The organism is Avibacterium volantium, from assembly GCF_049366555.1.
Taxonomy (GTDB): Bacteria; Pseudomonadota; Gammaproteobacteria; order Enterobacterales; family Pasteurellaceae; genus Avibacterium; species Avibacterium volantium_A.
Genome location: NZ_JBMMGT010000013.1, coordinates 1 through 16,771 on the forward strand (window position 1 = coordinate 1; position 16,771 = coordinate 16,771).

A 16,771-nucleotide genomic window follows, 5' to 3' on the forward strand; every position below is an offset into this window, starting at 1 on the left:
AAGTCTAATAGCTCTTTTAGAAGAAAATACGACTTGAAGCTCAGTTTTATCTTGCATTCATAGCATTTTTTATAGTAGAATTCTTTTCCTATCCTATAAGGATAGATTCGTCCCGAAAGGGTGTTATTAATTTTAGCGGAGTACTAAGATGATCCAAGAACAGACTATGCTGGACGTTGCTGATAACTCAGGCGCTCGCAGTGTAATGTGTATCAAGGTTCTAGGTGGATCGCACCGTCGTTACGCTGCTATTGGTGATATCATCAAAATTACTGTGAAAGAAGCAATTCCACGCGGTAAAGTTAAAAAAGGTGATGTATTAAAAGCAGTTGTTGTGCGCACCAAGAAGGGTGTTCGTCGCCCAGATGGATCAGTCATTCGCTTCGATGGTAATGCTTGTGTAATTTTAAACAATAACACAGAGCAACCAATCGGTACTCGTATTTTTGGACCTGTGACTCGTGAACTTCGTTCTGAGAAGTTTATGAAGATCATTTCTTTGGCACCAGAAGTACTATAAGGAGTAAGAAATGGCTGCAAAAATTCGTCAAAATGATGAAGTGATTGTTCTTGCTGGTAAAAGCAAAGGCAAACGTGGTAAGGTAACTAAAGTGTTACCAAACGGTAAAGTTGTTGTTGAAGGTATCAACATTATCACTAAACACGAAAAACCAGTTCCTGCATTAGGAAAAGAAGGTGGTTTAGTGAAAAAAGAAGCACCAATTGATGCGTCAAATGTTGCAATTTTTAACCCGAAAACAAACAAAGCTGACCGTGTAGGTTTTAGATTTGAAGACGGTAAAAAAGTACGTTTCTTTAAATCTAACAATGAAATTATTTAATCAAAAACTGGAGTAATGCGATGGCGAAACTGCATGATTACTACAGAGATCAAGTAGTTAATGAATTAAAAGAGAAATTCAACTACTCGTCTGTCATGCAAGTCCCACGAATCGAAAAGATTACCCTGAATATGGGTGTGGGTGAAGCATTGACCGATAAGAAATTGCTAGATAACGCAGTTGCGGATTTAGCAGCGATTACTGGTCAAAAACCTTTAATTACTAAAGCGCGCAAATCTGTTGCAGGCTTTAAAATCCGTCAGGGATATCCAATCGGTTGTAAAGTAACACTACGCGGTGAGCGTATGTGGGAGTTCTTTGAACGTTTAATTACAATTGCTGTTCCACGTATTCGTGACTTCCGCGGTTTAAGCGCAAAATCATTTGATGGTCGTGGTAACTACAGTATGGGTGTGCGTGAGCAAATTATCTTCCCAGAAATCGACTACGATAAAGTAGATCGCGTTCGTGGCTTAGATATCACTATCACAACGACTGCTAACAGCGATGAAGAAGGTCAAGCACTATTGGCTGCCTTTAATTTCCCATTCCGTAAATAAGGCAGGTTACAAATGGCTAAACAATCAATGAAAGCACGCGATGTAAAACGCGTAAAACTCGCTGAGAAATTCTATGCAAAACGTATGGAATTGAAAAAAATCATCTCTGATGTAAATGCGTCAGACGAAGATCGTTGGGCAGCCGTGTTAAAGTTACAATCTTTACCACGTGATTCAAGTCCTAGCCGCCAACGTAACCGTTGCAACCAAACTGGCCGTCCACACGGTTTCTTACGTAAGTTTGGATTAAGCCGTATTAAGGTTCGTGAAGCAGCAATGCGTGGCGAAATTCCTGGCCTTAAAAAAGCTAGTTGGTAATTTACTACTTTATTTTGGAATCGGAGTAAAAGCACAATGAGTATGCAAGATCCAATCGCAGATATGTTGACCCGTATTCGTAATGGTCAAGCTGCGAATAAAATTGTGATCAATATGCCTTCATCCAAGCTAAAAGTGGCAATTGCCAATGTATTAGCTGCAGAAGGTTATATTGAAAACGTTAAAGTTTTAGAAGGCGCTAAGCCTGAATTGGAAATTACTTTAAAATATTTCCAAGGGAAACCAGTTGTAGAGAGCATTCAACGCGTAAGCCGTCCTGGTCTTCGTATTTATAAACGTAAAGACGAATTACCAAAAGTTATGGGTGGTTTGGGTGTGGCTGTAATTTCTACATCTAAAGGTGTAATGACTGATCGTGCAGCTCGCCAAGCGGGTTTGGGCGGTGAAGTTATTTGTTATGTAGCTTAATAGAGAGGTAGGAAGAAAATGTCTCGTGTTGCAAAAGCACCTGTTAGTATTCCTGCCGGCGTTGAGGTAAAACTTGACGGACAGCTACTAACAGTTAAAGGTAAAAATGGCGAGTTATCTCGCACTATTCATAACTCAGTTGAAGTTAAACAAGATAATAATGAATTAACTTTTGCTCCTCGTGCAGGGGTAGTTGGTGCTGACGCACAAGCGGGTACAGCGCGTGCATTAGTTAATGCAATGGTTATCGGTGTTACTGAAGGCTTCACTAAGAAGTTACAATTGGTGGGTGTTGGTTATAGAGCACAGATGAAAGGCAACGTAGTTGCATTAAGTTTAGGTTTTTCACACCCTGTTGAGCATACATTACCTGCAGGTGTAACTGCTGAATGTCCATCACAAACAGAAATCGTTCTGAAAAGTGCTGACAAACAATTAATCGGTCAAGTTGCAGCAGATATTCGTGCTTATCGCCGTCCTGAACCTTACAAGGGTAAAGGTGTACGTTATGCTGATGAAGTTGTACGTACAAAAGAGGCTAAGAAGAAATAATTAAGGTAACACTATGGATAAGAAATCAGCTCGTATCCGTCGTGCAGCTCGTGCTCGTCATATGATGCGTGAACAAGGTGCAACTCGTTTGGTTGTTCACCGTACTCCTCGTCATATTTATGCACAAGTGATTGCACCAAACGGTTCAGAAGTGCTTGCTGCTGCTTCTACAGTTGAAAAAGCAATTAGTGAGCAAGTGAAATATACCGGTAATAAAGATGCTGCTGCAGTAGTTGGTAAAATTATTGCAGAAAGAGCATTAGCAAAAGGCGTTAAAGACGTTGCTTTTGACCGTTCCGGTTTTAAATATCATGGTCGTGTCCAATCTTTAGCGGACGCTGCCCGTGAAGCTGGTCTACAGTTCTAATAGAGGTAATTTTAGATGGCAAACATCGAAAAACAAGCTGGTGAACTGCAAGAGAAGCTAATCGCGGTAAACCGTGTATCAAAAACAGTTAAAGGTGGTCGTATCATGAGCTTTACTGCATTGACAGTAGTTGGCGATGGTAATGGTCGTATTGGTTTTGGTTATGGTAAAGCGCGCGAAGTTCCGGCAGCGATCCAAAAAGCGATGGAGAAAGCTCGTCGCAATATGATTACTGTGGCTTTGAATGAAGGCACTTTACAACACCCCATTAAAGGTACTCACACAGGTTCTCGTGTGTTTATGCAACCTGCGAGTGAGGGTACTGGTATTATTGCAGGCGGTGCAATGCGTGCAGTATTAGAAGTTGCTGGTATTCGTAACGTTCTTTCTAAAGCATACGGTTCAACTAACCCAATTAACGTTGTTCGTGCAACAATTGATGCACTAGCAAATATGAAATCACCAGAAATGGTTGCTGCTAAACGTGGCAAAACCGTTGATGAAATTTTGGGGTAATGGACAATGGCTAAAACTATTAAAGTAACTCAAGTTCGTAGTTCTATCGCTCGTTTACCGAAGCATAAAGCTACCTTGCGTGGATTAGGTCTTCGCCGTATGCACCATACTGTTGAGTTAATCGATACTCCTGCAGTACGTGGGATGATTAACCAAGTTTCATATATGGTTAAAGTGGAGGAATAAGAGAATGCGTTTAAATACTCTATCTCCGGCTGAAGGTGCTAAACATAGTGCAAAACGCTTAGGTCGTGGTATTGGTTCTGGCTTAGGTAAAACAGGTGGTCGTGGTCATAAAGGTCAAAAATCTCGTACTGGTGGCGGTGTTCGTCGCGGGTTCGAAGGTGGTCAAATGCCTTTATATCGTCGTTTACCGAAATTCGGTTTTACCTCAATGAAATCAGCGGTAACTGCGGAAGTTCGTTTGAATGATTTAGCAAAAGTTGAAGGTAATGTTGTAACATTAGATACCTTAAAAGCGGCTAATGTATTAACTAAAGATATTCAATTTGCAAAAGTTATTCTTTCAGGCGAAGTAAAAGGCGCTGTAACTGTTCGTGGTTTACGCGTAACTAAAGGCGCTAAAGCAGCAATTGAAGCAGCTGGCGGTTCTGTTGAGGAATAATTAATAAATGGCTAAACAACCAGGTTATCAAAGTAGAAGTACTCAAAGCGGTACAAGTGAACTGAAAAGTCGATTGTTATTTGTGCTCGGTGCACTTATTGTTTTCCGTATTGGTTCTTTCATTCCGGTTCCTGGTATTGATGCGGCTGTTTTGGCTCAATTACTTGAGCAGCAAAAAGGCACCATTATTGATATGTTTAATATGTTCTCTGGTGGTGCTTTGAGCCGAGCCTCAGTATTTGCGTTGGGTATTATGCCGTATATTTCGGCATCAATTATTATTCAGCTACTGACAACGGTTCATCCTGCTTTAGTAGAATTAAAGAAAGAAGGTGAAGCCGGTCGTCGAAAAATTAGTAAATATACTCGCTATTCGACGCTAGTTCTTGCAACGATTCAGGCAATTGGTATTTCTACTGGATTACCTAATATGTTGCCAGGATTGGTGCCTAATTTAGGATTTGGTTTTTACTTTACTGCTGTGATTAGTTTAGTTACAGGTACAATGTTCTTAATGTGGCTAGGTGAGCAGATCACCGAGCGAGGCATTGGGAATGGTATTTCTTTAATTATTTTTGCAGGTATTGTTGCTGGTTTACCATCAGCAATTGGCGCAACAATTGAGCAAGCGCGTCAAGGGCAAATGCACTTGTTAGTTCTGTTGCTCATCGTAGTTATTGTTTTTGCTGTAACTTATTTTGTTGTTTTCGTTGAGAGAGGACAGCGTAGAATTAAAGTTGAATATGCAAAACGTCAACAAGGTCGTCAAATTCTTGGCGGTCATACCACTCACTTACCTCTTAAAGTAAATATGGCTGGTGTAATTCCTGCTATCTTTGCTTCAAGTATTATTTTGTTTCCGGCCACTATTACATCTTGGTTTGGACAAGGGGCAAGTTTAGATTGGTTAACTGACTTATCAATGCTATTGCATCCAGGTCAGCCTTTATATTTGATTGTTTATGCAGTAGCTATTATCTTCTTTAGTTTCTTCTATACGGCGATGCAGTACAATCCGCGTGATACAGCAGAAAACTTGAAGAAATCTGGTGCATTTATTCCCGGAATTAGACCAGGTGAACAAACATCACGTTATATTGATAAGATTATGACCCGTTTGACTTTAATTGGTGGTCTATATATTACGTTCGTGTGTTTAGTTCCTTATATTATGACGTCAGCTTGGAATGTTCAATTCGATTTCGGTGGTACATCTTTGCTGATTGTTGTAGTGGTAATTATGGATTTCATCGTTCAGGTTCAAAGTCATTTAATGTCAACAAAATATGAATCTGCGTTGAAAAAAGCAAACCTTAAAGGTTTTGGGCAGTAATGCTCATATAGTAAAAGGGATAAGCAATGAAAGTTCGTGCTTCCGTAAAGAAATTATGTCGTAACTGTAAAATTGTTAAACGTGAAGGTGTTGTTCGTGTATTATGTAGCGACCCTAAACATAAACAACGTCAAGGTTAATTCATATTTTTCTTGCAAAGAACCAGCTGGGCATATATAATGCTCAGCTCATTTATGTCCTTGACATACTGTTTGAGTATCCTGAAAACGGGCTTTTCAAGATCAGTATGTCAAATTAGTTAAAATAATAGGAGTGCATAGTGGCCCGTATTGCAGGCATTAACATTCCTGATCAAAAACATACTGTAATTGCATTAACATCAATTTACGGTATCGGCAAAACTAGAGCAAAAGCTATTTGTGCTGCAACAGGAATTGCTGAAGACGTTAAGATCAGAGAATTGTCTGAAGAGCAGATTGATAAACTGCGTGACGAAGTTGGTAAATTTACCGTTGAAGGTGACTTACGTCGTGAAGTAACACTTAACATTAAACGCCTATTAGATTTAGGTTGTTATCGTGGTTTACGTCATCGTCGTAGCTTACCGGTGCGTGGTCAACGTACTAAAACTAATGCGCGTACCCGTAAGGGTCCACGTAAGCCGATCAAGAAATAAGTCGGGGTAAATTAAATGGCAAAAACACCAGTTCGTGCACGTAAACGTGTAAAAAAACAAGTAGTAGATGGCGTTGCTCACATTCACGCATCTTTCAATAATACAATCGTTACTATTACTGACCGTCAAGGTAATGCTCTAGCATGGGCTACTGCTGGTGGTTCAGGTTTCCGTGGTTCTCGTAAATCAACACCGTTTGCTGCACAGGTTGCAGCAGAGCGTTGTGCGGAAATGGTCAAAGAATTTGGCTTAAAGAACTTGGAAGTTATGGTAAAAGGACCGGGTCCTGGTCGTGAATCGACAATCCGTGCATTAAATGCAGCGGGTTTCCGCATCACAAACATCACTGATGTTACCCCGATTCCACATAACGGTTGTCGTCCACCGAAAAAACGTCGTGTATAAGACGTATTAGGATAGTTGGAGAAAGAAAATGGCAAGATATTTGGGTCCAAAACTCAAGCTAAGCCGTCGTGAAGGTACTGACTTATTCCTTAAGTCAGGAGTACGCGCGATTGATTCAAAATGTAAAATTGATACAGCGCCAGGTCAACATGGTGCTCGTAAACCTCGTTTGTCAGACTATGGTAGTCAGTTACGTGAGAAACAAAAAGTTCGTCGTATCTATGGTATTTTAGAGCGTCAATTCCGTAACTACTACAAAGAGGCAAACCGTCTAAAAGGTAATACTGGTGAAAATTTATTAGTATTACTAGAAGGTCGATTGGATAACGTTGTTTATCGCATGGGCTTTGCTGCAACTCGTGCAGAAGCTCGCCAATTAGTGAGCCATAAAGCAGTTGTTGTTAATGGTCGTGTGGTTAACATTCCATCTTTCCAAGTGTCAGTAAATGATGTTGTAGCTATTCGTGAAAAATCTAAGAAACAAGCTCGTATTAAAGCATCATTAGAATTAGCAGAGCAAAGAGAAAAACCAACTTGGTTAGAAATTGATGCTGCTAAAATGGAAGGTGTGTTCAAACGTGTTCCTGAACGTTCTGATTTATCAGCAGACATTAACGAACATCTGATCGTAGAGCTTTACTCTAAATAATAGTTAAAGCTTCGTAGCAAAGAGAGGATAAAATGCAGGGTTCTGTTACAGAATTTTTAAAACCACATTTAGTTGATATTGAGCAAATTAGCTCTACTCACGCTAAAGTGATCTTAGAACCGTTAGAGCGTGGTTTCGGCCATACTCTAGGTAATGCATTACGCCGAATTCTTCTATCTTCAATGCCAGGTTGTGCTGTAACTGAAGTGGAAATTGATGGGGTATTGCATGAGTATAGTAGCAAAGAAGGTGTTCAAGAAGATATTCTTGAAGTGCTTCTAAACTTAAAAGGCCTAGCGGTTAAAGTACAGAATAAAGATAATGTATTTCTGACACTAAGCAAATCTGGAATTGGCCCTGTTGTTGCAGCAGACATCACCCATGATGGAGATGTTGAAATTGTGAATCCTGAACATGTTATTTGCCATCTTACCGATGAAAATGCATCAATCAATATGCGTATTCGTGTACAACGTGGTAGAGGATATGTTCCTGCTTCTGCTCGAGTTCATTCTCAAGATGAAGAACGTCCTATTGGTCGTTTATTAGTAGATGCTTGTTATAGCCCGGTTCAACGTATCGCTTACAATGTTGAAGCAACGCGTGTAGAACAGCGTACTGACTTAGATAAGTTAGTTATTGAGCTAGAAACAAATGGCACTATTGATCCGGAAGAAGCGATTCGCCGTGCAGCAACAATTTTAGCAGAGCAACTTGATGCATTCGTTGATTTGCGAGATGTTCGTCAGCCTGAAGTCAAGGAAGAAAAACCGGAATTTGATCCGATTCTTTTACGTCCTGTTGATGACTTAGAGTTGACAGTTCGTTCTGCTAACTGTTTGAAAGCAGAAACAATTCACTATATCGGTGATTTAGTACAACGTACAGAAGTTGAGTTATTAAAAACACCTAACCTTGGTAAGAAATCACTTACTGAAATTAAGGATGTGCTGGCTTCTCGTGGCTTATCACTTGGTATGCGCCTTGAAAATTGGCCACCAGCAAGTATTGCTGAAGATTAGTGGTCATTAGGTTAAGATTTTTCTGAGAAGGATAAGATCATGCGCCATCGTAAGAGTGGTCGTCAACTAAACCGTAATAGCAGCCATCGTAAAGCGCTGTTCCGTAATTTAGCAAGTGCATTAGTTAGTCATGAAATCATCAAGACAACATTGCCAAAAGCAAAAGAATTACGTCGTGTAGTTGAGCCGTTAATTACATTAGCAAAAGAAGATAGTGTTGCAAACCGTCGTTTAGCTTTTGCTCGTACCCGCAACATTGAAACTGTTGCTAAATTATTCAATGAATTAGGTCCACGTTTTGCACAACGTGCGGGTGGTTATACTCGTATCTTAAAATGTGGTTTCCGTGCTGGTGATAATGCTCCAATGGCATACATTGAGCTAGTAGATCGTCCAGCTGTTGCTGAAGAAGCTTCATCAGCTGAATAATATAATTTTGATATTGAAAAGCCTGCTATATGCAGGCTTTTTTATTATTAGTAACCTTACGGATCGGTTAATTTATACCACCTTCTAGATAAAGGCTTTTATATATTCAATAAAGTTACCTAGTTAATTTAATGCAAAAAAACCTAGGTATAAAACAGTTTAAAGCCTATAGATAAAAAAATAGCAGGGAAAATCCTGCTATTTCACTATTTCTTTACTCACCTTTTAAACGATACTGCACTAAATCTTCAATCGTCATCACGGGATAACCAAATTCTTTCGCGAATTTAATGATTTCAGGTGTGCGTGCCATTGTGCCATCATCGTTGGTGATTTCACAGATTACCGCAGCGGGTTTGTAGCCTGCAAGCACGGCAAGATCTACGGAGGCTTCGGTATGTCCACGGCGTTTTAACACGCCACCTTCTGCGGCTCTTAATGGGAAGATATGTCCTGGGCGGTGTAAATCTTGTGGTTTCGCATTATCTGCAACGGCGGCTTTTATAGTGGTTACACGATCTGCTGCGGAAACGCCTGTGGATACGCCCTCTGCGGCTTCAATGGTTACGGTAAATGCCGTTTTATTGACGCTGGTATTATTTTGTACCATTGGCGGCAAATCAAGCTGTTGGCAAATTTCATCGCTTAAACATAAGCAAACAATGCCGCTGCCGTAACGAATAAGTTTTGCCATTTGCGCAGGTTCGATGGTTTGCGCTGGGAAAATTAAATCCCCTTCATTTTCGCGATCTTCATCGTCTAAAACGAGTACGCCATTGCCTTGTTTGAACGCTTCAATGGCTTTTTCAACACGCTCTTGTGGCGTGCCAAATGCGGATAAAATTGACTGATTCATAGTAAAAAACCTGTTAAAAAATTAATGGATACTTGAATCAGGGCTGATGAGGAAAGGCTTTTCATTAGATGAGAAAATCCAATAACAAAGGCAGATTTTACCTAAGGTAAATCTGTTTATTCTCTTTCATCCAGACTTTAACTGTCGGCTTTGGATTTTCACCAAATCTGCTGACTTTACTTTTGCAAGTAAACGCTCGTGGGCTTATGCGTGCTGCACTTACCACCGGTAGGGAATTTCGCCCTGCCCTGAGAATGCCTGCATAGTATAACGCAATCTAAATAGAGAAAAAATGTTTTTCTTTGCGCCGATATTGCATACAATATGCCACATTGACGCAATAATGTGAGGTCTTTATGCTAAATCCACAAAAAATAGAGCAAATTATACAACAAGTGCAAAATTCTTTACCGCAAGGAATGAAAGAGCTTGGTAAAGATGCAGAAGCAAAATTTAAGCAAGTTTTGCAAGCTCAATTAGCGAAATTAGATGTTGTAACCCGTGAAGAATTTGATGTGCAAACCCAAGTTTTAATACGTACTCGTGAGAAACTGAACGAGCTAGAAAAGCGTGTTGATGCCCTGTTGCAAGCGCAAAATCAAGGGCAAGAAACGCGCTAAAATCTCACCGCACTTTGATATTAAATGAAAAGTGCGGTCTTTTTTCTGAATAAATTTGGCAATATAAGGAATTTCAAGATGTCCGCTTTCGCCTATCTACAACAAAAACGCAAGCAGCTAAATCTAAAAGTGAACGAGGTTTGTGAGCAAGCCAACATTACCCGTGCTTATTTTAATCAGTTGGTGAGTGGCAAAATCAAAAACCCAAGCGCGACCAAGTTGTCTGCCTTGCATAAAGTGCTACAAATCACGGATCTACAAGATAAAAAAGTAGGAGTGATTTTTGGTAAATTTTACCCTGTACATACTGGGCATATTAATATGATTTATGAAGCGTTCAGTAAGGTAGATGAAGTCCACGTTGTGGTGTGTAGCGATACAGAGCGCGATCTGAAGTTATTTTATGACAGCAAAATGAAACGTATGCCAACGGTGCAAGATCGCCTGCGCTGGATGCAACAAATTTTTAAATATCAGAAAAACCAAATCTTCATTCATCATTTGGTGGAAGATGGCTTGCCGAGCTATCCTAACGGCTGGCCTGCGTGGGCAGAACGGGTTAAACAGCTTTTTGAAGAAAAACAGGTTAATCCTAGCGTGGTATTTAGTAGCGAACCGCAAGACAAAGCACCTTACGAAAAATATTTGAATTTACAGGTGGAATTGGTTGATCCGCAGCGTCAATTCTTTAACGTTTCCGCCACCAAAATTCGTAATACGCCTTTCCATTATTGGAAATTTATCCCGAAAGAAGTGCGTCCGTTTTTCGCCAAAACTATTGCTATTTTAGGCGGCGAAAGCAGCGGAAAAACCGTGCTAGTTAATAAACTTGCCACCGTATTCAACACCACGTCAGCGTGGGAATATGGGCGTGAATTTGTGTTTGAAAAATTAGGGGGTGATGAGCAGGCGATGCAATATTCTGATTACCCACAAATGGCGCTAGGTCATCAACGTTATATTGATTACGCTGTGCGCCACGCCCATAAAGTCGCGATTGTGGATACAGACTTCATCACCACGCAAGCTTTTTGTATTCAATATGAAGGCAAAGCGCACCCGTTTTTGGATTCAATGATCAAAGAATATCCTTTTGATATTACGATTTTATTGAACAACAATACCAAGTGGGTAGATGACGGCTTGCGTAGCCTTGGTAGCCACAAACAGCGCCAACGTTTCCAACAATTATTGAAAAAATTATTGGATAAATATAATGTGCCTTATATTGAAATTGAATCACCAAGCTATTTAGAGCGTTATAATAAGGTGAAATCCATTGTAGAAAAAATTCTCAATGAAGAAGAACTCCCCGAACTAAACAACGATAAATCCATTTTTGAGGAATAACAGCCCCTATGATCTTATTTGCAGGCGATCCACACGGAAGATACGACCATCTTTACCCTTTTGTGCAAGAGCAAGAGGGTATCGCCCTTGTCATACTCGGGGATTTACAACTCACCACCACCGAAGAATTGGATAAATTAGCGCAATATTGCGACCTCTGGTTTATTCACGGCAATCACGACAGCAAAACTGTTGCCGCCTTTGAAGCCATTTGGGGAACAGAATGGAAAAGCCGAAACCTACACGGACGCGTACAAACCATTCAAGGTAAACGCATTGCAGGATTAGGCGGCGTATTCCGCGGACAAATTTGGATGCCACCCAATAAACCTGTTTTTTTCGACCCAATCCATTATTGCCAATATTGCCCACAAGAGAAAATCTGGCGCGGTGGTTTGCCATTACGCCACCGCACCTCAATTTTTCCTTCTGATTTTGAACAACTAGAAAATCTGCAAGCGGATATCCTCATTTCCCACGAAGCACCAAGACCCCACCCTCTTGGCTTTGCCGTGTTCAACAAACTGGCAAAAAAAATGGGCGCAACGCACATTTTCCACGGCCACCACCACGAAAATTTTGATTATTCCCAGATTAACCGTGATCCCAAACTCAAAATCACCAACGTAGGCTTCCGCAGCCTATGCGATGAACAAGGGAATTATTTGCTAAAAAATATTGACGATAGAAAATAAGTTTCTCGTTTTCTTTTTCAGACCAAATATAAAGTGCGGTTAGAAATTTTATAAAATTTCAGCCTATCCTAAATTCTTTGAAAGTTTCTGCAACAGCCGATCCATCGCCCGATAGGAAAGTGCTTCGGCCAAATGAGGGCGTTGGATTTGCTTTTCATTATTCAGATCCGCAATGGTGCGAGCCACTTTTAAAATACGGTGATAAGCACGCACAGAAAGCCCTAATTGAGTGAGCGTATTTTCAAGGAAAATACCGTCTTGCGAGCTAATTTTGCAATCTCGCTCAATTTCTTTACTACTTAAATGTGCGTTGATTTTTCCAGCGCGGGCGAATTGAATTTCACGAACCTTAATAATTTTAGACCGCACTTGCTCACTGGTTTCTCCTTTATTTTCAATATGTTGTAATGCGCCTTTAGGCAAAAGGGGAACTTCAATGGATAAATCAAAGCGATCTAGAAATGGCCCTGAAAGACGATTCAAATAGCGCATCACTTGTTGCGGTGAAGTACGATTATGCACACCAGTATAATGCCCAGTAGGGCTAGGATTCATTGCCGCAATCAGTTGAAATTTTGCTGGAAAACAGATTTTCGCATTAGCGCGTGAAATAATGATTTCACCACTTTCTAACGGCTGACGCAAAGCATCTAGCACCTTGCGGTCAAACTCTGGTAGCTCATCTAAAAACAACACGCCGTTATGCGAAAGAGAAATTTCCCCCGGTCTTGGGATCGTCCCCCCACCCACCAAAGCAGGCAAAGACGCACTGTGGTGGGGCGCACGAAATGGACGTTGTTTCCAGTTTTGAAAATTTAGCTCATTTTGTACAAGGCTAGTGACGGAAGCAGTTTCTATGGCTTCTTGCTCGGTCATTTCTGGCAATAACCCCGTTAAACGGCTTGCCAGCATTGTTTTTCCCGTACCGGGTGGCCCTAAAAGCAATAAATTATGTTGCCCTGCAGCGGCAATGGTTAAGGCTCGTTTAGCGTGTTGCTGACCAATAATATCCGTTAAATCTGCTTGATTTTTAAAGGGAAAATCTACCGCACTTTGCGTGGCTAAATCCGTGGCAAGGGGGAGTTTTTCTTGTTCATTAATAAATTGCACCACCTCTAATAAATTCTGTGCGAAATAACTTTTTTGATCGGCGACCAAAGACGCCTCATTCGCATTTTGTCTGGCAATAATCGGGCAACGGCGCACTTTTTTAGCCGCTAAAATCGCAGGAATAATGCCGTGAACCCCACGCAATTGCCCCGTTAAAGCCAGCTCACCCAGTAACTCAAATTGCTTTAAACGTTCAGGATTAACTTGTTCAGAAGCCGCTAAAATCCCAATAGCAATGGGCAAATCAAAACGCCCGCCGTCTTTGGGTAAATCCGCAGGCGCAAGGTTCACCGTAATTCGCTTGGCAGGGTATTTAAAGTTAGCATTCAACAACGCACTTCGCACGCGATCTTGTGCTTCTTTCACCGTTTTTTCTGGCAAGCCCACAAGGGTAAAACCCGGTTTCCCGTTACTTAAATGCACTTCAATAGTAACCAGCGGCGCTTGCACCCCCATTGATGCACGGCTATAAACAATGGCTAACGACATTTATTATCCTTTATCTCATTTCATTTGAAGACCTAATATAGAAAAAGCCAAAAACAAAGAAAATTCCCACCGCACTTTTTTGCGATCGGGATCGAGAAAATTGATCAGACAGTCGATTGATGTAGTGAGAAAGTTTTTTAGGTAGGGGATTTTTACAGAATTGTTGATGATTTTAAAAAGTGCAGAATTTCTCCTGCACTTTTTCATTGATTACGCTTCTTCATCTTCCACAATTACAGCACTAAACCAGCTATCCAATTTTCTTGCTAGTTTATCAATGCCTTGTTTTTTCAGGGCGGAAAAGGCTTCTACTTGCACATCGCCTTGGAATGGCAAAATGGCTTCGCGCACCATTTTCACTTGCTTGCTCACGGCGCTTTGGCTCAGTTTATCCGCTTTGGTGAGCAATAATAGTACAGGCAAATCAGCGGACACCGCCCATTCAATCATCTGTTGGTCTAAATCTTTCAAAGGATGGCGAATGTCCATTAAAATCACCACACCGCCTAAACATTCACGTTTTTGCAAATATTCACCCAAAGCCTTCTGCCATTGGATTTTCATTTGCTCAGGTACGGCAGCATAGCCATAGCCCGGTAAATCCACCAATTTGTAGAACGGTTCCACTTCAAACACATTAATTAATTGCGTCCGACCTGGAGTTTTGGAGGTACGGGCAAGGTTTTTCTGATTGGTCAAGGCGTTAAGCGCAGTGGATTTTCCTGCGTTAGAACGCCCTGCAAAGGCAATTTCCATACCGCTATCTTCAGGCAACACACGAATATTCGGCGCGCTCGTTAGAAAATGGGTTTTGTGATAATTCAGTTTAATGTCGTTGCTCATTGTATCTATCTTTTAACAATTTTAGCCAATAAGGAAAGTGTCTAGCATACCCTAAAATCACAAAGTGCGGTAAAAAAACATAAATTTTCCACTTCTTTCTATGAATATTTTTTGATAATGGGGGATTATTTTTAGTAAAAGCCAGAAGTCTTTTTGATTGTTGATAAAGAAAAAAGGTGCTAGGATCGGTTCAATATTCGTTCAAGTCTATTAGAGAGAAGCCAAATGTTTAAAGAAAAAGGTTATGATGAATTTTTGGCGGAAAAAATCCGCCGTGGTGATGAGGATTTTAAGGCTGGTAATGTTATTTCATTAGCGGAATCCAAAGAAGATATCCGCCAATTGATCGAACAAAAATCGAAAGAATTAGCCATAGCAGAGCGTGAATTTTTGATTTATGGCTAAAGTCATTCTCTCCAGTAATGCACAACAAGATTTGCGTGAAATTATCGCTAATATAATTGAATACACGGGTTATGAAAACAGTGGAATAAAACTTGCGGAAGATATTTTCAACAAAATTGACGTTATTGCTTTATTCCAGAAGGTGCTGGAAGGCTTATTGGTAAAAATCAACGCGAAGCCTTTTGCCGTGGTTATCGTATTGTTTATGATATTTTAGGCGATGAAGTGCATATCAAAACCATTATTCATAGTCGCAGGCTTTATCCACGTCCGTAATCAGTGCTGACAAATCTCCCCTAACCCCTCTTTGCTAAAGAGGGGAGATTTGTCTATTGCCCAAACAATATTTCCAAACAACAAATAGGCAAAGCGCAACAAAACCAATTATTCGCAGTGTTGTTTATATAGCGCCATAATCACTTCTCGCATAACATTGCGTTGAGGTTCGGGGAGATCAAGGAAGTGGCTGAAAAGGGCTTTGTCTTGTTGGGTAGCGATGTTTTCCCAGCGATGTTGTTCCAAAATATCTGAACGGCGAAGTTCGCCAGCTTCTAGGCGTTCTAGTTTTTCAGGGGATACCAAGTCCGTCAAATTAATTTGTAGCCAACTAGCAAGTGTTTTCAGTTTATCAAGACGTGGAATACTCTCACCCCGCAACCATTTTCCTGCAGTGTGTGGAGTAATAGACGCACCGTAATAACGCAAATTAAATTCACGTTCAAGAACATTGCCACGGGCTGCATAACCCTTGGCAATTAATCCTTTCTTTAAATTTTCAGCAAAACGTAGTCTTTCTCGCTGATCTTGTTGCGTTTTTTCATCTTTTTTCATAGTTGCGAAAGCTATCACTCTCACATAAAAAATTGTAACTATGATTTGATAAAAGTTACAAAACGATCAAAAATAGTTACATAAAAATGGAGCGGCTATTTCTGATAGAAAAAGTCATTATTAATGAAAGACGAAAAACAAATAGTTTCAAAAAAACGTGTGGCGGATCACGGGGAAGTTTATACCCGAGAGCGTGAAGTGAATGCAATGTTGGATTTAGTCGCGATACAGCCACAATCACTTTCTGCCACTTTTTTAGAACCTGCGTGCGGAACAGGCAATTTTTTGATCAAAATTTTGCACCGAAAGTTGGCGGTGGCGGCAGAAAATTACCAAGATAAAAGTAAGCGAAAAAAACACGTTAAATCGCCAAGCCAGCTTTCCTATGAACGAGATTTAATCCTTGCGGTAAGTAGTCTTTACGGTATTGAGCTGTTGGAAGATAACGTAAAAGCCTGCCGCAAACGGCTGTTTGATTTTGCTGCGCAAGAATACGCGTAGCTGTTTCCGCACAGCCAAAAAACCGAATGTCTTGATGCCATTGATTGCCTGTTGCATTTCAACATTGTGTTGGGCGATGCGTTAAAAATGGAGGTGAAATACCCGCGCGAGCATTCTCCCATTCCGAATTTAAGCTGTGCGGAAGAAGAGTGGGCGAAAAAAGCCATTATTTTTTCTCAGTGGAGTTTTATTAACGAGAGAAAAATCAAGCGCGCGCCGTTTATCTACTCAGGCTTGGTTGGGGAAGAATACACCATCACGCCAAATGGCAACGCTGCCCAATCGCACCCTTATCGCACGGTTTTTCAATCCAGCCTATGCGATTTTTTGCAGATCAAGCAAACCTATGCCGCCGAATATGAACAAGGTGAGATCCAATAACGGTAA

The 16,771-nt window shown here is 40.7% G+C and carries 28 protein-coding genes and 1 riboswitch; of the genes, 24 read left to right on the forward strand and 4 right to left on the reverse strand.

Going from position 1 to position 16,771, the window contains the following annotated elements:
* Nucleotides 1-148: 148 nt before the first annotated feature.
* The 17 genes from rplN to rplQ all read left to right on the forward strand — a co-directional run bounded on the left by rplN (nucleotide 149) and on the right by rplQ (nucleotide 8,684).
* Nucleotides 149-520, forward strand: a complete 372-nt coding sequence (gene rplN / locus ACLS0A_RS05595; protein WP_005548786.1) for a 50S ribosomal protein L14 — start codon at nucleotides 149-151, stop codon at nucleotides 518-520.
* 10 nt (nucleotides 521-530) lie between these two features.
* Entirely contained in the window at nucleotides 531-842 is a 312-nt protein-coding gene (gene rplX / locus ACLS0A_RS05600) for a 50S ribosomal protein L24 (protein WP_103855457.1), read from the forward strand.
* Nucleotides 843-862: 20 nt separating this feature from the next.
* Nucleotides 863-1,402, forward strand: coding sequence for a 50S ribosomal protein L5 (rplE, locus tag ACLS0A_RS05605; protein WP_103854527.1), 540 nt, complete (start codon nucleotides 863-865; stop codon nucleotides 1,400-1,402).
* 12 nt (nucleotides 1,403-1,414) lie between these two features.
* Nucleotides 1,415-1,720, forward strand: coding sequence for a 30S ribosomal protein S14 (rpsN, locus tag ACLS0A_RS05610; protein ID WP_103854526.1), 306 nt, complete (start codon nucleotides 1,415-1,417; stop codon nucleotides 1,718-1,720).
* A 36-nt stretch (nucleotides 1,721-1,756) separates the two neighbouring features.
* Nucleotides 1,757-2,149, forward strand: coding sequence for a 30S ribosomal protein S8 (gene rpsH / locus ACLS0A_RS05615; protein WP_103854525.1), 393 nt, complete (start codon nucleotides 1,757-1,759; stop codon nucleotides 2,147-2,149).
* An 18-nt stretch (nucleotides 2,150-2,167) separates the two neighbouring features.
* Entirely contained in the window at nucleotides 2,168-2,701 is a 534-nt protein-coding gene (rplF, locus tag ACLS0A_RS05620) for a 50S ribosomal protein L6 (RefSeq protein ID WP_046098796.1), read from the forward strand.
* A gap of 13 nt (nucleotides 2,702-2,714) precedes the next feature.
* Nucleotides 2,715-3,068, forward strand: coding sequence for a 50S ribosomal protein L18 (gene rplR, locus ACLS0A_RS05625; protein WP_046098797.1), 354 nt, complete (start codon nucleotides 2,715-2,717; stop codon nucleotides 3,066-3,068).
* Between the two features lie 15 nt (nucleotides 3,069-3,083).
* Nucleotides 3,084-3,584, forward strand: coding sequence for a 30S ribosomal protein S5 (gene rpsE / locus ACLS0A_RS05630; protein WP_416082616.1), 501 nt, complete (start codon nucleotides 3,084-3,086; stop codon nucleotides 3,582-3,584).
* A 6-nt stretch (nucleotides 3,585-3,590) separates the two neighbouring features.
* Nucleotides 3,591-3,770: a 50S ribosomal protein L30 gene (gene rpmD / locus ACLS0A_RS05635; RefSeq protein ID WP_103854522.1), complete on the forward strand. Its 180-nt coding sequence runs from the start codon at nucleotides 3,591-3,593 to the stop codon at nucleotides 3,768-3,770.
* 4 nt (nucleotides 3,771-3,774) lie between these two features.
* Nucleotides 3,775-4,209, forward strand: coding sequence for a 50S ribosomal protein L15 (gene rplO, locus ACLS0A_RS05640; RefSeq protein WP_103855458.1), 435 nt, complete (start codon nucleotides 3,775-3,777; stop codon nucleotides 4,207-4,209).
* A 7-nt stretch (nucleotides 4,210-4,216) separates the two neighbouring features.
* On the forward strand, nucleotides 4,217-5,542 hold the full coding sequence (gene secY, locus ACLS0A_RS05645) for a preprotein translocase subunit SecY (RefSeq protein ID WP_416082617.1): 1,326 nt from the start codon (nucleotides 4,217-4,219) through the stop codon (nucleotides 5,540-5,542).
* Between the two features lie 26 nt (nucleotides 5,543-5,568).
* A complete protein-coding gene (gene rpmJ / locus ACLS0A_RS05650; RefSeq protein WP_005548767.1) occupies nucleotides 5,569-5,682 on the forward strand; it encodes a 50S ribosomal protein L36 in 114 nt (37 codons plus the stop codon).
* Nucleotides 5,683-5,822: 140 nt separating this feature from the next.
* On the forward strand, nucleotides 5,823-6,179 hold the full coding sequence (gene rpsM, locus ACLS0A_RS05655) for a 30S ribosomal protein S13 (protein ID WP_017805524.1): 357 nt from the start codon (nucleotides 5,823-5,825) through the stop codon (nucleotides 6,177-6,179).
* Between the two features lie 15 nt (nucleotides 6,180-6,194).
* Complete coding sequence (gene rpsK, locus ACLS0A_RS05660; protein ID WP_012072238.1) at nucleotides 6,195-6,584, forward strand: 30S ribosomal protein S11; 390 nt, start codon at nucleotides 6,195-6,197, stop codon at nucleotides 6,582-6,584.
* A 28-nt stretch (nucleotides 6,585-6,612) separates the two neighbouring features.
* Nucleotides 6,613-7,233 (forward strand): 30S ribosomal protein S4, encoded by a 621-nt coding sequence (gene rpsD, locus ACLS0A_RS05665; RefSeq protein WP_103854519.1) that lies wholly within the window; start codon nucleotides 6,613-6,615, stop codon nucleotides 7,231-7,233.
* A 32-nt stretch (nucleotides 7,234-7,265) separates the two neighbouring features.
* Nucleotides 7,266-8,255: a DNA-directed RNA polymerase subunit alpha gene (locus ACLS0A_RS05670; RefSeq protein WP_126371196.1), complete on the forward strand. Its 990-nt coding sequence runs from the start codon at nucleotides 7,266-7,268 to the stop codon at nucleotides 8,253-8,255.
* Nucleotides 8,256-8,294: 39 nt separating this feature from the next.
* The gene (rplQ, locus tag ACLS0A_RS05675; RefSeq protein ID WP_103854517.1) at nucleotides 8,295-8,684 is read left to right on the forward strand and encodes a 50S ribosomal protein L17; all 390 of its coding nucleotides are present in this window, start codon (nucleotides 8,295-8,297) and stop codon (nucleotides 8,682-8,684) included.
* 214 nt (nucleotides 8,685-8,898) lie between these two features.
* On the opposite strand, the gene ribB is transcribed toward rplQ, so the two are convergent.
* Nucleotides 8,899-9,540: a 3,4-dihydroxy-2-butanone-4-phosphate synthase gene (ribB, locus tag ACLS0A_RS05680; protein ID WP_250351133.1), complete on the reverse strand. Its 642-nt coding sequence runs from the start codon at nucleotides 9,538-9,540 to the stop codon at nucleotides 8,899-8,901.
* 114 nt (nucleotides 9,541-9,654) lie between these two features.
* Nucleotides 9,655-9,800, reverse strand: a riboswitch (FMN riboswitch).
* A gap of 96 nt (nucleotides 9,801-9,896) precedes the next feature.
* Here ribB and ubiK point away from each other — a divergent pair.
* The 3 genes from ubiK to ACLS0A_RS05695 all read left to right on the forward strand — a co-directional run bounded on the left by ubiK (nucleotide 9,897) and on the right by ACLS0A_RS05695 (nucleotide 12,205).
* On the forward strand, nucleotides 9,897-10,160 hold the full coding sequence (ubiK, locus tag ACLS0A_RS05685; protein WP_416082618.1) for a ubiquinone biosynthesis accessory factor UbiK: 264 nt from the start codon (nucleotides 9,897-9,899) through the stop codon (nucleotides 10,158-10,160).
* A gap of 78 nt (nucleotides 10,161-10,238) precedes the next feature.
* Nucleotides 10,239-11,510 carry a multifunctional transcriptional regulator/nicotinamide-nucleotide adenylyltransferase/ribosylnicotinamide kinase NadR gene (nadR, locus tag ACLS0A_RS05690; protein ID WP_103854511.1) on the forward strand — a complete coding sequence of 424 codons (1,272 nt, stop codon included), beginning with the start codon at nucleotides 10,239-10,241 and terminating at the stop codon, nucleotides 11,508-11,510.
* 8 nt (nucleotides 11,511-11,518) lie between these two features.
* Nucleotides 11,519-12,205, forward strand: a complete 687-nt coding sequence (locus tag ACLS0A_RS05695) for a metallophosphoesterase family protein (protein WP_416082619.1) — start codon at nucleotides 11,519-11,521, stop codon at nucleotides 12,203-12,205.
* A gap of 63 nt (nucleotides 12,206-12,268) precedes the next feature.
* Here ACLS0A_RS05695 and ACLS0A_RS05700 read toward each other — a convergent pair whose 3' ends face one another.
* Together ACLS0A_RS05700 and yihA are read right to left on the reverse strand one after the other, a co-directional pair.
* Nucleotides 12,269-13,804, reverse strand: coding sequence for a YifB family Mg chelatase-like AAA ATPase (locus tag ACLS0A_RS05700; RefSeq protein ID WP_416082620.1), 1,536 nt, complete (start codon nucleotides 13,802-13,804; stop codon nucleotides 12,269-12,271).
* Nucleotides 13,805-14,014: 210 nt separating this feature from the next.
* Complete coding sequence (yihA, locus tag ACLS0A_RS05705; protein ID WP_416082621.1) at nucleotides 14,015-14,647, reverse strand: ribosome biogenesis GTP-binding protein YihA/YsxC; 633 nt, start codon at nucleotides 14,645-14,647, stop codon at nucleotides 14,015-14,017.
* Nucleotides 14,648-14,872: 225 nt separating this feature from the next.
* Between yihA and ACLS0A_RS05710 the strand changes: the two genes are divergently transcribed.
* Nucleotides 14,873-15,052: a hypothetical protein gene (locus ACLS0A_RS05710; RefSeq protein WP_330934455.1), complete on the forward strand. Its 180-nt coding sequence runs from the start codon at nucleotides 14,873-14,875 to the stop codon at nucleotides 15,050-15,052.
* The gene (locus ACLS0A_RS05715; protein WP_416082622.1) at nucleotides 15,045-15,269 is read left to right on the forward strand and encodes a hypothetical protein; all 225 of its coding nucleotides are present in this window, start codon (nucleotides 15,045-15,047) and stop codon (nucleotides 15,267-15,269) included. The genes ACLS0A_RS05710 and ACLS0A_RS05715 overlap by 8 nt, the downstream gene beginning before the upstream one ends.
* Before the next feature lie 167 nt (nucleotides 15,270-15,436).
* Here ACLS0A_RS05715 and ACLS0A_RS05720 read toward each other — a convergent pair whose 3' ends face one another.
* Nucleotides 15,437-15,883: a hypothetical protein gene (locus ACLS0A_RS05720; RefSeq protein ID WP_416082623.1), complete on the reverse strand. Its 447-nt coding sequence runs from the start codon at nucleotides 15,881-15,883 to the stop codon at nucleotides 15,437-15,439.
* 123 nt (nucleotides 15,884-16,006) lie between these two features.
* Here ACLS0A_RS05720 and ACLS0A_RS05725 point away from each other — a divergent pair, with 123 nt between their 5' ends.
* Entirely contained in the window at nucleotides 16,007-16,384 is a 378-nt protein-coding gene (locus ACLS0A_RS05725) for a hypothetical protein (RefSeq protein WP_416082624.1), read from the forward strand.
* A gap of 51 nt (nucleotides 16,385-16,435) precedes the next feature.
* Nucleotides 16,436-16,765, forward strand: coding sequence for a hypothetical protein (locus ACLS0A_RS05730; protein WP_416082625.1), 330 nt, complete (start codon nucleotides 16,436-16,438; stop codon nucleotides 16,763-16,765).
* Nucleotides 16,766-16,771 lie beyond the last annotated feature (6 nt).

Coding starts and splice junctions, on each gene's coding strand:
- rplX (WP_103855457.1), top strand. CDS start 531: ATGGCTGCAAAAATTCGTCAAAATGATGAAGTGATTGTTCTTGCTGGT.
- rplR (WP_046098797.1), top strand. CDS start 2,715: ATGGATAAGAAATCAGCTCGTATCCGTCGTGCAGCTCGTGCTCGTCAT.
- rplE (WP_103854527.1), top strand. CDS start 863: ATGGCGAAACTGCATGATTACTACAGAGATCAAGTAGTTAATGAATTA.
- rpsK (WP_012072238.1), top strand. CDS start 6,195: ATGGCAAAAACACCAGTTCGTGCACGTAAACGTGTAAAAAAACAAGTA.
- rpmD (WP_103854522.1), top strand. CDS start 3,591: ATGGCTAAAACTATTAAAGTAACTCAAGTTCGTAGTTCTATCGCTCGT.
- ACLS0A_RS05715 (WP_416082622.1), top strand. CDS start 15,045: ATGGCTAAAGTCATTCTCTCCAGTAATGCACAACAAGATTTGCGTGAA.
- rplN (WP_005548786.1), top strand. CDS start 149: ATGATCCAAGAACAGACTATGCTGGACGTTGCTGATAACTCAGGCGCT.
- rpsE (WP_416082616.1), top strand. CDS start 3,084: ATGGCAAACATCGAAAAACAAGCTGGTGAACTGCAAGAGAAGCTAATC.
- nadR (WP_103854511.1), top strand. CDS start 10,239: ATGTCCGCTTTCGCCTATCTACAACAAAAACGCAAGCAGCTAAATCTA.
- secY (WP_416082617.1), top strand. CDS start 4,217: ATGGCTAAACAACCAGGTTATCAAAGTAGAAGTACTCAAAGCGGTACA.
- ACLS0A_RS05725 (WP_416082624.1), top strand. CDS start 16,007: ATGAAAGACGAAAAACAAATAGTTTCAAAAAAACGTGTGGCGGATCAC.
- ACLS0A_RS05670 (WP_126371196.1), top strand. CDS start 7,266: ATGCAGGGTTCTGTTACAGAATTTTTAAAACCACATTTAGTTGATATT.
- rplO (WP_103855458.1), top strand. CDS start 3,775: ATGCGTTTAAATACTCTATCTCCGGCTGAAGGTGCTAAACATAGTGCA.
- ACLS0A_RS05720 (WP_416082623.1), bottom strand. CDS start 15,883: ATGAAAAAAGATGAAAAAACGCAACAAGATCAGCGAGAAAGACTACGT.
- rpmJ (WP_005548767.1), top strand. CDS start 5,569: ATGAAAGTTCGTGCTTCCGTAAAGAAATTATGTCGTAACTGTAAAATT.
- rpsD (WP_103854519.1), top strand. CDS start 6,613: ATGGCAAGATATTTGGGTCCAAAACTCAAGCTAAGCCGTCGTGAAGGT.
- rplQ (WP_103854517.1), top strand. CDS start 8,295: ATGCGCCATCGTAAGAGTGGTCGTCAACTAAACCGTAATAGCAGCCAT.
- ubiK (WP_416082618.1), top strand. CDS start 9,897: ATGCTAAATCCACAAAAAATAGAGCAAATTATACAACAAGTGCAAAAT.
- ACLS0A_RS05695 (WP_416082619.1), top strand. CDS start 11,519: ATGATCTTATTTGCAGGCGATCCACACGGAAGATACGACCATCTTTAC.
- rplF (WP_046098796.1), top strand. CDS start 2,168: ATGTCTCGTGTTGCAAAAGCACCTGTTAGTATTCCTGCCGGCGTTGAG.
- yihA (WP_416082621.1), bottom strand. CDS start 14,647: ATGAGCAACGACATTAAACTGAATTATCACAAAACCCATTTTCTAACG.
- ribB (WP_250351133.1), bottom strand. CDS start 9,540: ATGAATCAGTCAATTTTATCCGCATTTGGCACGCCACAAGAGCGTGTT.
- rpsN (WP_103854526.1), top strand. CDS start 1,415: ATGGCTAAACAATCAATGAAAGCACGCGATGTAAAACGCGTAAAACTC.
- ACLS0A_RS05700 (WP_416082620.1), bottom strand. CDS start 13,804: ATGTCGTTAGCCATTGTTTATAGCCGTGCATCAATGGGGGTGCAAGCG.
- rpsH (WP_103854525.1), top strand. CDS start 1,757: ATGAGTATGCAAGATCCAATCGCAGATATGTTGACCCGTATTCGTAAT.
- ACLS0A_RS05710 (WP_330934455.1), top strand. CDS start 14,873: ATGTTTAAAGAAAAAGGTTATGATGAATTTTTGGCGGAAAAAATCCGC.